A 12,798-nucleotide genomic window follows, 5' to 3' on the forward strand; every position below is an offset into this window, starting at 1 on the left:
CGCGCCGGTCAGCGGAACTGCCCGGCGTACCGCTCCACCTTGGCGATGTTCTCCTTGGTCACGAAGCCGGGCCCCGAGCCGATGTGGCGGCTGCCGAAGGCCGGCGCCAGGCCGTATTCGGCGAAGCGCGCCTTGGTCTTGGAGTTGGCCTTCACCGCCTCGGCGACCTGCTTCAGGTCGGTCGTCTTGAGGTTCTTCATCGTCGCCAGCACGGCCACCGGGATGTAGCCCTGCAGATACGGCTGCTGGTCGATGCCGAACTGCACCGAGCCGTCCTTCACGCCGCGCGAGATCTCGTCGGACAGGTCGAAGCTGGCCACCCAGATCTTTCCCTTGAGGCCGGACTTCTCCAGCGCCTTCAGCGTCGGGTGCGCCGACGTCGGTCCGAGCGTCAGCACGGCGCCCGTGCTGGGGTTCTGCCGCAGGTAGGCGGAGACCTTCGACTCGATCGTCGTCGGGTCGTCGCCGACATCCAGCGTGGACTTCTTGTAGTCGACGCCGATCGCATCGCCGAAGCCTCGGCAACGCTCGAACGAGGCCGGGTTGGTGGCGTAGTGGTTGACGCACAGGAAGCTCTTGATGCCCTTGGCCTTGGCGCGCTCGCCCGCGCCCTTGCCGGCTTCGTATTCGGGCTGGCCCACGTGCATGATGGCGCCGAGCTTCTCGCTTTGCTCGACCGTGCCGGAGTTGATCGTGATGACGGGGATCTTCTTCGCCGTCACCTTGCCGATGGCGCCCTGCAGCACCTGGAAGTCGGCGATCGTGGTGATGACGCCGTCGTAGTTGGAGGCCGCCGCCTGCTCGATGAGGCGCGCCATGTCGGCCAGGTCGCCGGTGGGTGGATTGCGGTAATCGACCTGAACGCCGTAGTCCTCGCCGGCCTGCTTGATCGCGTTCTTGATCGTGTTCCACCACGAATCGGAATCGGGCGCATGGCTGATCAGCACGTACTTGTCGGCATGCGCCGCGCCGGCGACCAGCAAAGCGGCCGCGGCCAGGCCGCGCGCGAACCACTTCGTCGAGGGAAGGCTCATGGGTTGTCTCCGTTTGTGGGTGGTGACCAAGTCTAGGAGTCGCTCGCAGCATTTGCAAATTTTTTTCTATTTGTTGATTTGGTGGAAACCCGGTTTCTATTTGACGGACGCGCTTCCTATACTTGCTGCCATGCCAGCCGCGGCCCCGCCCAGAACGATCGAGCGACTGCTCAAGGACATCTCGTCCGAGTTCGAGTCACTGAGCAAGCAGCTCAAGCTGATCGCGCGCTACGTGGAGCAGCACCGCGACCACATCGGCCTCGAAGGCATCCAGGACATGGCCGAGCACTGCGGCGTGCAGCCGTCGGCGGTGATCCGCTTCGCCAAGCACTTCGGCTTCTCCGGCTTCTCGGAGATGCAGAAGATCTTCCGCGACGGCATCTCCAGGCAGCTGGCGCCGAGCCGCAACTACCAGGCGCGCATCCGCGAGGTCATCGCCTCCGGGCAGGGCGAGATGAGCAGCGCCGACATCGCGCGCGAGTTCATCGGCGGCAGCATCGCGGGCATGCAGGAGCTGCAGCGCTCGCTGCATGCACCCAGTTTCGTGAAGGCGGTGGAGCTGCTGGTGCACGCCGACTGCGTGTGGGTGGTGGGTTCGCGCCGCTCGTTCTCCGTCGCGGCCTACCTCGACTACGCGCTGCAGCACACCGACAAGCGCATCCAGCTCGTGAGCGCCTTGGGCAGCATGCACGAGGGGCAGCTGCGCTCGCTGCGTGCGGGCGATGTGATGATCGCGGTGTCGTTCACGCCCTACGCCGAGGAAACGCAGATCTGCACCGAGACCGCGGTGCAGCGCGGCGCCAAGGTCATTGCCATCACCGACAGCCGGATGAGCCCGCTCGCGCGCGGCGCGTCCGCGGTGCTGCTGGTGCAGGACAACAGCACGCTCGGGTTTCGTTCCCTCACCAGCACGATGGGCCTGGCGCAAAGCCTGTTCATCGCCCTGGCCTACCGGCTGGAGCTGGACTACCAGCCGACCCAGCAACAGGCGCTCGCCCAGCACTCGCCATGAACAGACAAGTTGCCCTTTTCGGCGCGGGCCGCATCGGCCGCATCCATGCCGCCAACCTCGCCGCGCTGCCCGGCGTGCAGCTGCGCTACGTGTGCGACCCGGTCGCTGACAGCGCGGCTTCGCTGGCGCAGCAGGTCGGCGCCCAGGCGGCGACCCTCGACCAGGCGTTCGAGGATCCGGCGATCGACGTGGTCGCCATCGCCTCGCCCACCGACACCCACAGCGACCTCATCGGCCGCGCGGCGGCGGCGCGCAAGCACATCTTCTGCGAGAAGCCGGTCGACCTCTCGGTGCCGCGTGCCGTGGCGTGCGCCGAGTCGGTGAAGGCCGCGGGCATCGCCTGCATGATCGGCTTCCAGCGCCGCTTCGATCCCACGTTCAGCGACGCGAAGCAACGCCTCGCCCGCGGCGACATCGGCGAGGCCGAGGTGCTGGTGATCACCAGCCGCGACCCCGGCGCGCCACCCGCGCAGTACCTGAAGGGCTCGGGCGGCATCTTCCGCGACATGCTGATCCACGACTTCGACGTGTTCCGCTGGATCCTCGGCGACGAGGCGGCCTGGCTGTCGGCCACCGGCTCGTGCCTGGTCGATCCGGCCATCGCCGAAGTGGGCGACATCGACACCGCGGCCGTGACGCTGCGCACGAGAGGCGGGCGGCTCTGCCAGATCAATGCCTCGCGACGGGCCGCGTACGGCTACGACCAGCGCTTCGAGGTGCTCGGTTCGCGCGGCCTGCTGGCCTGCGGCAACCACCGTCCGACCGAGGTGATGCAGATGGATGCGCAGGGCGTGCACCACGACAAGCCCGAACACTTCTTCCTGCAGCGCTACCGCGAGGCCTACCGGCTCGAGGTGGCGCACTTCTTCGAATGCCTGCAGAGCGGCGCGCCATTTCGCACCTCGATCGACGACGGCGTCGCGGCGCAGAAGCTCGCCGATGCGGCGACCGAGTCGTGGCGCTGCGGGCAGGCGGTGGCGCTGTGAGCACAGGGACGCTGCGTGTCGGCATCGCCGGCCTCGGCCGACTGGGCCGGCGGCATGCCGAGACCCTGGCGCGGCATACGCCCGGCTGCTCGCTGGTCGCGGCCTGCAGCCCCGTCGACGCCGAGCGGGACATGGCCCGGCACGACTTGCAGGTGCCGCGGGTCTACGCCGACTTCGACCGCTTCGTGGCCGACCCCGAGCTCGACGCCGTGGTGCTGGCCACGCCCACTCCCCTGCATGCCGACCAGACCATCGCGGCACTGCGCCGCGGCATGCATGTGTTCGTCGAGAAGCCGCTGGCGCTGAACGTCGAGGACTGCGAGCGGGTGGAGCGGGTGGCCGCCGAGCACCCCGGGCAGGTCGCGATGGTGGGTTTCGTGCGCCGCTTCGATCCGAGCTATCTGCATGCGCGGCAGGCGATCGCCGACGGCGCGATCGGCAAGCCCTTCCTCGTGCGCTCGCAGACCTGCGACCCGCTGGACGCCACCGGCGCCTTCATCCGCTTCGCGCCGAGCTCCGGCGGCATCTTCATGGACTGCAGCGTGCACGACATCGACGTCGCGCGGTGGATGCTCGGCAACCCGCGCGCCACGCGCGTCTACGCGAGCGGCATGGTGGCGGTGCACGAGGCGCTGCGCGACATCGGAGACGTCGACAACGGCCTGGCGATGATCGAGTTCGAAGGCGGCGCGCAGGCCATGCTGTATGCCTCGCGGACTTTCGCGCACGGCCACGAGACGCACAGCGAGATCATCGGCACGGCCGGCAAGCTGCTGGTGGGCCATGGCGCGGCGCGCGATCGCGTGGTGCTCAGCGATGTGCACGGCGTGCGCCACCAGGCGGTGGCGGACTTCTTCGAACGCTTCGGCGAGGCGTTCGGCCGCGAGATGCAGGCCTTCGTGTCGAGCTGCCGCGGCGAGCAGGCGCCGGCCCTGTCGCTGTCGGATGCCACCGAGGCCACGCGCATCGGCCTGGCGATCACGCGCTCGTGGCGCAGCGGACAGGCGCAGGCCGTGTAGGCGGGCGACGCCCTACTGGATCGCCCAGCTCACGATCTGTCCTGCCTGCAACGCCCCCGACAGCCGCTTGTCCTCTTGCCCGCCGCGCAGGCGCACGATGGTCGGGATGCTGCGGATGCCGAAGCGCGACGACAAGCGCGGATTCGCGTCGCTGTCGACCTTGGCGAACACCGCGCGGCCCTTGAGCTGGCGCGCCGCCTGCTCGAACTGCGGCGCCATCATCCGGCACGGGCCGCACCAGCTGGCCCAGAAGTCGACCACCACCGGCAGCTCGGTCCTTGCGGTCACCGCGTCGAAGTTGGCATCCGTCAGCGCGACCGGCTCGCCCGGCAGCAGCGGCTGGCCGCAGCGCCCGCACACGGGATCGTCGGCGAGTCGCTCGTCGGGAACGCGGTTGGTGGCAGTGCAGTGCGGGCAGGCGATGTGCATGCGGGCGATGTTGCCTCGCCGCGCATGCGGGCGGTGGCCGCCGCGCCCAAGTCATCGTTGCGCGTAGGCCTGCTGAGCCTACGGGACCGGGTACCGCGGCCCCTCTCCCGGCAGCGACAGGCTCGGGATCACCAGTTGCACATCGGGCAGGGCCTTCACGATCGCCTCGGCCCGCGCCGCCTGCGCCGCATCGGCGATACATCCCTGGAGGTACACGAAGCGGCGCTCGGCGATGACCCAGATCGACGTCCCCGCCGACACGGCGGCGTCGCCCCGCAGGGCCGCGACCGCGGCTTCGGCGATGCGCGCGTCGTAGCGATAGGCATTCGGCTCGCTGCACTGCCCGGCGAGCCAGCAGCTGGTGCCGCGTTCGACGCGGTAGTGCGCTTCCTGCAGGCGCTGCGCCTCGGTGTACGCCGGTCCGCGTGGCGCTGGGCAGGGGCGGTCGCGGGTGGCCTGAACGAAGGGGTCGTTGAACGGGTTGAGCGACAGCACGTCGGCGGCTCGCGGCTCGGGCGCGGGCGGTGCGCTCGCGCATGCCGCAAGCAGCAAGGTGAAGACAGCCGCTCTCATCCCGCCTCCTTCAAGTCGCGCGCCACCGCATCGCCCAGCACCTGCATGAAGGCCTGGATGCGCGCCGTGCGGCGCAGGTCCGGGTGGGTCAGCACCCACAGCGGGGTGCTCAACGCCTCGATGGTCGCCGACACCGCGACCAGTTGCGGCTCGTGCGCCGCGACGAAGGTGGGCAGCACGCCCACGCCCAGGCCGGTGCGCAGCATCGCCACCACGCTGTTGAACATGTCCACCCGCAAGCGCACCTGCTGCGCGGGGATGTGCTCGAGCATCCAGCGGCCGTAGCGGTTGCTCGGCTCGCGCTCGAAGGAGATCCACGGCGCGTTGGCGAGCAGCGCCGGAAGCGGCGTCCGGCGCTGCGGCAGGCCGGCGGCGCCTCGCCTGGCATACACGCGGTACTGCGCCGTGCCCAGCGTGCGCCCGACCCAGTGCTCCGGCACCTGGCGCGACAGCCGCAGGGCGACGTCGGCCTGGCGCCGCGACAGGTCGAGCAGCGCGGCGCTCTCGGCGACCTCCACCTCGATGCCGGGGTGCCGCAGCGCGAACTCCGCCAGCGGGCGCGGCAGCAGGTAGGCCATGGTGACGAAGGCGGTGGTGACACGCACGCTGCCGGTCAGGCGCAGGTCGCGGCCGAGCAGGCGGCGTTCGAGGTCGTCGATGCGCGGCGCGACTGCACGCGCCTCGTCGGCCACCATCTCGCCGGCTTCGGTGGGCACGTACCCGCCGCGCCGCCGGTCGAACAGCCGCGTGCGCAGGCGCGCCTCCAGGGCATCGAGGCGGCGCAACGCCGTCGTGTGGTTCACGTTGAGCGCACGCGCCGCGCCGGCCAGCGAGCCCGCCTCGGCCACCGCGAGCGCCACACGAAGGTCGTCCCAGTCCATCGCACGAGGCTAGCGGCGAGTGTGCAAAAACGCAATGTTGGATTGCAGATCGCCCCATTGAGTGTGCGTGAACGCAGGCCTAGAGTCATGCCATCCCCTTGAGGAGGCCGTCATGCAAGTCCCCTGGTTCCTCGCCACCACTCCCGCGCCGCGCCGTCCGGCCGCCCCTGCGCGCCGTCCGTTGCGCTCATGGTGGTCGCGTCTGGGCGAGCGCCTCGTCGCCTGGGGCGACCGAGCGCATCACCATCGCATGGGCAGCTGGATGCGGCGGTAGGAGGCGCCTAGAGCGGCAGTTCGGCGAAGTAGCGCCCGCCGTGGAAGATCAGCGGCTGCGCGGATTCACGCCGCTCGCAATGTTCGACCTCGCCGACGAAGATGACGTGGTCGCCTTCGGCGTAGCGGCTGCGGTTGAAGCACTCGAAGACGGCGGCCGCACCTTCGAAGATCGGCGCGCCCGCGCGTCCCTCCCGGTAGGCCACGCCGGCGAAGCGGTCGGCATCCTTGCGCGAGAAGCGCTCGGCCAGCTCGCGCTGCTCGGCCGCCAGGATGTTGATCGCGTAGTGCGACCCGCGCGTGAAGTGCGGCATCGATCCGGCCAGCCGCGACAAGCTCCAGAGCACCAGCGGCGGATCCAGGGAGACGGAGTTGAACGAGTTGGCCGTGAGACCGATCGGCGCGCCACCGGCGTCGCGCGCGGTGACGATGGTGACGCCGGTGGCGAACATGCCGAGCGCCGCACGGAACTGCTCGGCGGAGAAGCTCGGCGCCAGCGCCTTGGAGACGGGGGACATGCGCGCATTGTCCCGGATCGGGAATTCACCGTCGAAGCCGCAGCGAACGACTGCGCCGTGACATAGTCGGCACGATGCGGCGCGGGCCATCCCCACGGGGAATAAGCCTCGACAAGCCCGCGTACACCTCTCGTGAACGCTCCGACGACCTTTCGCCAGCAGCTGCTCGCCACCATCCCGCGCCTGCGACGCTATGCGCGCTCGCTGGTGTTCGATCACAGCGCGGCCGACGATCTGGTCCAGACGGCCCTGGAGCGAGCGCTGGCCCACTGGCACCAGTTCGACCAGCGACGAGACATCCTCGTGTGGGTGCTCAGCATTGCGCACAACGCCCACATGGACGAGCGCCGCCGCCATGCGCACGTGCTCGCCGTGGAACCGCAGGACCTGCAGGACGGGCCCGATGCCGTGGCCGGCAGCGTGCCGGATCCGGGCCTGCGCATGGACCTGCTGGCGGCACTGGCGCGCCTGCCGGTCGAGCAGCGCGAGCCCTTGCTGCTGGTCTCGCTGGAGCAACTGTCGTACGCCGAGTGCGCCGAGGTGCTGCGCATTCCGGTGGGTACCGTGATGTCACGGGTGTCGCGCGGGCGCGCTGCGCTGCGCGCGCTGCTCGACGGTCATGCCCCAGCACCTGCGGGAACGCGCGGTCTGCGTCGCGTCGTTTGATATGAATCCGACTGCCTTCAACGAACTTCCGCTCGACGACAAGTTGTCCGCCTGGCTGGACGACGAGCTCGCCGCCGACCAGCGCGCCCAGGTCGAGGCGTGGCTTCACGAGCATCCCGACGACGCCGCGCGCGTGCGGCTGTGGGCCGCCGACCGCGACGCGGTGCGCGCGCGCCTGGCCTCGTCCATCGAGGAGGCGGTGCCCACGCGGCTCGAGCAGGTGGCGTGGAGCCAGGCTCCGTCGACCGCGCACCCGGGCTGGCTGCGCTGGGCCGCCGTGATCGCGGCCTTCGTCGTCGGCGCCGCCGCCGGCGCCTTCACGATGTGGCGGCTCGACGACGACGGTCCTTCGTTCATGGCGAAGGGTGGCTGGGAGCAGCGCGCAATGGTGGCGCATGCGGTCTACGTGCCCGAGGTCCGCCACCCGGTGGAGGTGGCGGTTGCCGGCAAGACGCCCGAAGACAGCAAGGCGCAGGAAGAGCACCTGGCCCGCTGGCTCACCAAGCGCATCGACCGGCCGGTGAAGCTCGTCGACCTGCGCGAGCAGGGCTACGAGCTGGTGGGCGGCCGCCTGCTGCCCGACGCCGGCGGACCGTGCGCGCAGCTCATGTACCAGCGCATCGGCGAGGCCACGCCGAGCCGCGTGACGGTGTACCTGCGCAAGCCGGACGCGAACACGCCGGCCGCCTTCCGCTACGAGCGGCACGGCGAGCTCGGCATGTTCTATTGGATCGAGGGATCCACCGGCTACGCGCTGGTCGGGTCGCTTCCGCGCGACCAGCTGCTGACGCTGGCCGAGGCGATCTACAAGCAAGTGCAGAACTGAGGGAGCCGTACGTCGTGCGGCTAGGCGGCAGTCGCGCTGCGCGCGATCGCCGCTTCGATCTGCTGCTGCACCTTGCGCGTGCCGCGCAGCACCATCACCACGTCCATGTCGGCCTGCGGCGCGACCGCTCGCCCCACCTCGTCGACGCTGTCGGGGTCGTTCATCAGTGCGTTGGCCAGCGCCGAGATGGCGCAGATGGCGCGGCGCTGGATGTGCATCGGCAGCTCGTGCGTGGAGTTGACGATGACGTGGTAGCGCACGCTGTGCACCGCGGACGGCGCAAGGCCCCAGCTCTCGCACAGGGCGGCGCCGAGCGCATCGTGGCTGACGCCGAACTCCTGGTGCTCGAGGAACAGCAGCTCCTCGTCGTCCTTGGCCGCCTTCAGCATCGGACGGTAGCGTTCGGAAGCATGGCGGTACAGCACCGCCTTGCCGCATTCCTCGAAAAGGCCGGCCGAATGCGAGGCCCACGGATCCACATCGAGCGCCGCGGCGATGCGGCCCATCAGCAGTCCGCGCGCGCCGGCGCGCTCCCACACCGGCTCGAGCTCCAGCGCCGGCGGGAACACCGCCTTCAGCCCCATCTCGAAGGTGACGGCCGCGACCTCGCGCGTGCCGAGAAACGTGATCGCCTGCTGCACGGTCTGCACGCGGCCGGCCAGGCCGTACAGCGAGGAGTTGACCGCCTTCAGCACGGCCGCCGCCAGCGCCATGTCGGATTCGATGAGCCCCGACAGTGCCTGCAGGTTGATGTCCTCGTCGGCCAGCAGCAGCGACAGCTTCACCAGCGCCTCCGGCTGCGCCGGCACATCGATGTTGAGGGAACGAAGTTGGGCGTCGACGGGCATGGCGGTATCTTTCGCAGGCGTTCACCGGGCATGCTAGGCGGGCTCCCACCGGCCGATGCCCGGAACAGCCGGCGCCCGGTCGCCCAATTCGAAGGAACAGCGCGAAGGAACAGCGCCCATGAACTACGCCGTCGATCCGGACATCGCCGTCGCCCGCACGCTGCCCGGCACGTTCTACCGCGACGAGGGCGCCTACGCGCTGGCGCGCGAGCGCGTGTTCGCACGCACCTGGCAATGGATAGGCGACAGCGACGACGTGGCCGCGCCGGGCTCTCTCTCGCCGCGGGAGATGCTGGCCGGCTGCCTGGACGAGCCGCTGCTGCTGGCACGCGACGCCGCGGGCACGCTGCGCTGCATGTCGAACGTCTGCACTCACCGCGCCAACCTGCTGGTGGCCGCGCCATGCCGCGCCGAGCAGATCCGCTGCCGCTACCACTCGCGCCGCTTCGACCTCGCCGGCCGCATGACCTTCATGCCCGAGTTCCGCGAGGCGCGCGACTTCCCGTCGGCGTCGGATCATCTGCCGCAGGTGCCGTTCGGCGAGCTCGGCTCGCAGCTGTTCGCCTCGGTCGAGCCGGCCGCGCCGCTGGACGACTTCCTGGGCGACGTGCGCTCGCGCCTGGGCTGGCTGCCGCTGCACGGATTTCGTCACGACGCCTCGCGCGACCGTGATTTCGAGATCCAGGCGCACTGGGCGCTGTACGTCGAGAACTACCTCGAAGGGCTGCACATCCCGTTCATCCACCCGGCGCTGAACCAGGTGCTCGACTTCAGCCGCTACCGCAGCGAGCTGTACCGCTACGCCAACCTGCAGCTCGCGCCGGCGCGCGACGGCGAGCCGGCGTTCGACCTGCCGCGCGAGTCGCCCGACCACGGCCAGCGCATCGCGGCCTATTACTACTGGGTGTTCCCGAACCTGATGCTCAACTTCTATCCGTGGGGCCTGTCCCTCAACCTGGTGCAGCCGCACGGCATCGCGCGCACGCGAATCGCCTTCCGGACCTACGTGCGGGATGCGAGCAAGCTCGACAGCGGCGCGGGCAGCGGGCTCGATCAGGTGGAAATGGAGGACGAGGAAGCGGTGGAAGCGGTGCAGCGCGGGGTGCGCTCGCGCTTCTATCGGCACGGTCGGTATTCACCGGCGCGCGAACAGGGTGTGCATCACTTCCATCGGCTGCTGGCGGAATTCATGGCGTCATGACCGCAGGAAGGCGTCGTACCCCGTCTTCACGATCAACGCCCCGACGACCACGATGAACACGCCGCGCACGAAACCGGCGCCGTGCTTCAGCGCGAGCCGCGTGCCCAGCAGGCTGCCCAGCACGTTGGCCAGCGCCATCACCAGGGCGATGTGCCACCACACGTGGCCCTTGAGCGCGAACAGCACGAGCGACGCGAAGTTGGTGGCGCTGTTCAGCAGCTTGGCGCTGGCGCTCGCATGCAGGAAGTCGAATCCGAGCAGCCGCACGAACAGGAACACGAAGAAGCTGCCCGTGCCGGGACCGAAGAAGCCGTCGTAGAAGCCGAGCACGACGCCGATGCCCGAGGCGAGCGCCGCCTGGCGCACGCCCACGTGCTGCGGCGCGTGCGTGCGGCCCAGGTCCTTGCGCGCCAGCGTGTACAGCAGTACTGCGAGCAGGATGAACGGCAGCGCGCGGCGCAGGCCATGGGGGCTGACCTGCGTCACCGCCCACGCGCCGGCCAGCCCGCCCGCGAGCGCCGCCACCGCCGCCGGCGCCAGCGCGCCCCACGGCAACTGGACGCGGCGTGAGAACTGCACCGACGACCACGCCGTGCCCCAGATTGCCGCACCCTTGTTGGTGCCCAGCAGCGCCGGCGGCGGGGCGGTGGGAAAGACGCTGAACAGCGCAGGGATCAGGATCAGGCCCCCGCCGCCCACGATGGCGTCGATGAAGCCGGCGAAGAGAGACGCGAGGGTAACGGTGAAAAGCTCGAGCATCGGAGGCGGCGGGCCCATGAAAAAGGGCGCCGGTTCACCAGCGCCCTTTTCATTCTGACATTGGCCGTTGCCGGCCTCGCCGTCCTGTGCGGTGTCGGGCTTGGCCTTTCACCGCGTCTTCTGTCTCCTCAGACCCCCGCCCTGCAGAGCACACAAATGGTGCCTGCCGCGAGAACCGGGACTTTAGGCCCGCTGTTTGCGCGCGGCATCAGTGGTTTCCCTGCGCCGTCCCGGTGCGCCGGTTCAAGGGGTGACGGGCGGCAAGAACAGCGTGACGGTTGTGCCGCGCCCGGGCTCGCTGGCCACGTCGACGGTGCCGCCGTGCAGCTCGGCGATGCGCTTGACGATGGCCAGTCCCAGCCCCTTGCCGCCCACCCCCGTGGCCGGCGCGACGCTCTGGCGGCTCTGGTAGAACCGATCGAACAAGTGCGGCACGTCCGCGGCCGCGATGCCGGGCCCGGTATCCGCCACCGCGATCTCGACGCGCGCGTCGCGGTGGCGCGCCGCCAGCGTGATGCGGTCGCCGGCGCGGCTGAACTTCAGCGCGTTGTCGATCAGGTTGGCCACCGCGCGCTCGAACAGCTCGATGTCCAGCGCGACGATGCAAGGCGCCTCGCCGTCGTGCACCATTTCCAGGCTCACGTGCTGCTGTGCGGCGCGCTCGCTGAAGCGCAGCGCGATGTCGTCGAGCAGCTCTGCGGCATCGAGCACCTCGGCCTGCAGCCGGAATGCCGGCTCGTCGAGCTGCGCCAGGTCGCCCAGCGACTGCACCAGGCGCGCTGCATTGCGCGTGTTGCGCAGCGCCATCTCGATGAGGCGGCGGTCGTCCTCGCGCTGCGCATCGCCACTCCAGCGGGTCTCCAGCGTCTCCAGACACGCCACCGTCGCGGTCAGCGGCGAGCGCAGGTCGTGCGACAGGTTGCTGACTCCCTCCCGCCGGAAATGATCCAGCCGGCGCAGCGCCTCCCACTGCTGGCGCAGCGTGGCGAGCATGGCGCGAAAGCCGGCCGCGAGCCGACCGAATTCGTCGCGCGCCGATGCATCGGGCAGGGCGATCGCGTGAGGGTCCGCGGCGCCGCCGTCCAGCCCTTCGCGGGAGACCGCCGCCACCGCATCGCTGAGCTGGCGCAGCGGGCGTGTCACGGTGGCGATGACCCAGACGGCGAGCAGCGTCGCGATGGTCACCACCGCGACGATGGCGGCGAGGGCCGGCTTGGCGATGGTGCTGCCGAAGAGCGCCAGGCCGCCCTCGGGCACCTGCGGCCGGTGCGCCACCAGGTACAGGTAGCCGGCAACTGCCTCGTCCCGGCGAATGACGGCGCGGCGCACCGGCTTGGCGGCGATGACCGCGTGGGCGTCCATGCGCTCGGGGTCGTCGCCCATCACGTAGGGCATGGGCTGCGCGCTCACCGCCTGCAGCACCGGAGTGAGCGCCACCTTGAAACCGGGCGGCAGCTTCGCCTGTCCGGTGAACGCGAGCACGGTGCCGCGCGCGTCCAGCAGGTAGAGCTGGGCGTCCGGCTCGAACAGCACCAGGTTGCGCAGGAAGCCGACGAACTCTTCCGGATGCCGCTCGTGCATCTCGAACAGGTTGTCGTACATCGCCACGACCCGGCCGAGGAAGGCATTCGCCCGGTGGTAGGTGGTCTCGTGCTCGAAGCGCTGAAAGGCGTAGAGCACGGTGGCGATGACGCCGAGCGCGGTGAGCACGCCGGTGATGAAGATGGTCAGCGCGATCTTGAGGCGGACGCTCATGCGGGGCGGGCGGCCGAC

The 12,798-nt window shown here is 70.0% G+C and carries 15 protein-coding genes; 7 read left to right on the forward strand and 8 right to left on the reverse strand.

The window, feature by feature from the left end:
* Positions 1-8: 8 nt before the first annotated feature.
* Positions 9-1,034, reverse strand: coding sequence for a sugar ABC transporter substrate-binding protein (locus P7V53_RS31150; RefSeq protein WP_280153362.1), 1,026 nt, complete (start codon positions 1,032-1,034; stop codon positions 9-11).
* Between the two features lie 130 nt (positions 1,035-1,164).
* On the opposite strand from P7V53_RS31150, the gene P7V53_RS31155 reads away from it, so the two are divergent.
* From P7V53_RS31155 to P7V53_RS31165, 3 genes are read left to right on the forward strand one after another with little or no spacing between them, the layout of a single operon-like run.
* Positions 1,165-2,046, forward strand: a complete 882-nt coding sequence (locus P7V53_RS31155) for a MurR/RpiR family transcriptional regulator (protein ID WP_280153363.1) — start codon at positions 1,165-1,167, stop codon at positions 2,044-2,046.
* Entirely contained in the window at positions 2,043-3,032 is a 990-nt protein-coding gene (gene iolG, locus P7V53_RS31160; protein WP_280153364.1) for an inositol 2-dehydrogenase, read from the forward strand. Before P7V53_RS31155 ends, iolG begins: the two co-directional genes overlap by 4 nt.
* Positions 3,029-4,051 (forward strand): Gfo/Idh/MocA family oxidoreductase, encoded by a 1,023-nt coding sequence (locus P7V53_RS31165; protein WP_280153365.1) that lies wholly within the window; start codon positions 3,029-3,031, stop codon positions 4,049-4,051. Before iolG ends, P7V53_RS31165 begins: the two co-directional genes overlap by 4 nt.
* 12 nt (positions 4,052-4,063) lie before the next feature.
* Here the strand turns inward: P7V53_RS31165 and trxC are convergent, their stop codons facing one another.
* From trxC to P7V53_RS31180, 3 genes are all read right to left on the reverse strand, one after another.
* Positions 4,064-4,480 carry a thioredoxin TrxC gene (gene trxC / locus P7V53_RS31170; RefSeq protein WP_280153366.1) on the reverse strand — a complete coding sequence of 139 codons (417 nt, stop codon included), beginning with the start codon at positions 4,478-4,480 and terminating at the stop codon, positions 4,064-4,066.
* 78 nt (positions 4,481-4,558) lie between these two features.
* Positions 4,559-5,053: a BON domain-containing protein gene (locus P7V53_RS31175; protein ID WP_280153367.1), complete on the reverse strand. Its 495-nt coding sequence runs from the start codon at positions 5,051-5,053 to the stop codon at positions 4,559-4,561.
* On the reverse strand, positions 5,050-5,934 hold the full coding sequence (locus P7V53_RS31180; RefSeq protein ID WP_280153368.1) for a LysR family transcriptional regulator: 885 nt from the start codon (positions 5,932-5,934) through the stop codon (positions 5,050-5,052). The genes P7V53_RS31175 and P7V53_RS31180 overlap by 4 nt, the downstream gene beginning before the upstream one ends.
* 112 nt (positions 5,935-6,046) lie before the next feature.
* Here P7V53_RS31180 and P7V53_RS31185 point away from each other — a divergent pair, with 112 nt between their 5' ends.
* Complete coding sequence (locus P7V53_RS31185; protein WP_280153369.1) at positions 6,047-6,208, forward strand: hypothetical protein; 162 nt, start codon at positions 6,047-6,049, stop codon at positions 6,206-6,208.
* A 7-nt stretch (positions 6,209-6,215) separates the two neighbouring features.
* Here the strand turns inward: P7V53_RS31185 and P7V53_RS31190 are convergent, their stop codons facing one another.
* Positions 6,216-6,725, reverse strand: coding sequence for a flavin reductase family protein (locus tag P7V53_RS31190; protein ID WP_280153370.1), 510 nt, complete (start codon positions 6,723-6,725; stop codon positions 6,216-6,218).
* Between the two features lie 132 nt (positions 6,726-6,857).
* Here P7V53_RS31190 and P7V53_RS31195 point away from each other — a divergent pair, with 132 nt between their 5' ends.
* The gene (locus P7V53_RS31195; RefSeq protein ID WP_280153371.1) at positions 6,858-7,391 is read left to right on the forward strand and encodes a sigma-70 family RNA polymerase sigma factor; all 534 of its coding nucleotides are present in this window, start codon (positions 6,858-6,860) and stop codon (positions 7,389-7,391) included.
* Between the two features lies 1 nt (position 7,392).
* The gene (locus P7V53_RS31200) at positions 7,393-8,217 is read left to right on the forward strand and encodes an anti-sigma factor (RefSeq protein WP_280153372.1); all 825 of its coding nucleotides are present in this window, start codon (positions 7,393-7,395) and stop codon (positions 8,215-8,217) included.
* A gap of 20 nt (positions 8,218-8,237) precedes the next feature.
* On the opposite strand, the gene P7V53_RS31205 is transcribed toward P7V53_RS31200, so the two are convergent.
* Positions 8,238-9,065: an HDOD domain-containing protein gene (locus P7V53_RS31205; protein WP_280153373.1), complete on the reverse strand. Its 828-nt coding sequence runs from the start codon at positions 9,063-9,065 to the stop codon at positions 8,238-8,240.
* Positions 9,066-9,183: 118 nt separating this feature from the next.
* On the opposite strand from P7V53_RS31205, the gene P7V53_RS31210 reads away from it, so the two are divergent.
* Positions 9,184-10,266 (forward strand): aromatic ring-hydroxylating dioxygenase subunit alpha, encoded by a 1,083-nt coding sequence (locus P7V53_RS31210; protein WP_280153374.1) that lies wholly within the window; start codon positions 9,184-9,186, stop codon positions 10,264-10,266.
* Here P7V53_RS31210 and P7V53_RS31215 read toward each other — a convergent pair.
* Together P7V53_RS31215 and P7V53_RS31220 are read right to left on the reverse strand one after the other, a co-directional pair.
* Positions 10,261-11,043 (reverse strand): TSUP family transporter, encoded by a 783-nt coding sequence (locus P7V53_RS31215; RefSeq protein ID WP_280153375.1) that lies wholly within the window; start codon positions 11,041-11,043, stop codon positions 10,261-10,263. The two genes, P7V53_RS31210 and P7V53_RS31215, sit on opposite strands and share 6 nt — an antisense overlap.
* 225 nt (positions 11,044-11,268) lie before the next feature.
* On the reverse strand, positions 11,269-12,780 hold the full coding sequence (locus P7V53_RS31220) for a HAMP domain-containing sensor histidine kinase (protein ID WP_280153376.1): 1,512 nt from the start codon (positions 12,778-12,780) through the stop codon (positions 11,269-11,271).
* Between the last annotated feature and the right edge of the window lie 18 nt (positions 12,781-12,798).

It is taken from the genome of Piscinibacter sp. XHJ-5 (assembly GCF_029855045.1).
GTDB lineage: Bacteria > Pseudomonadota > Gammaproteobacteria > Burkholderiales > Burkholderiaceae_C > Albitalea.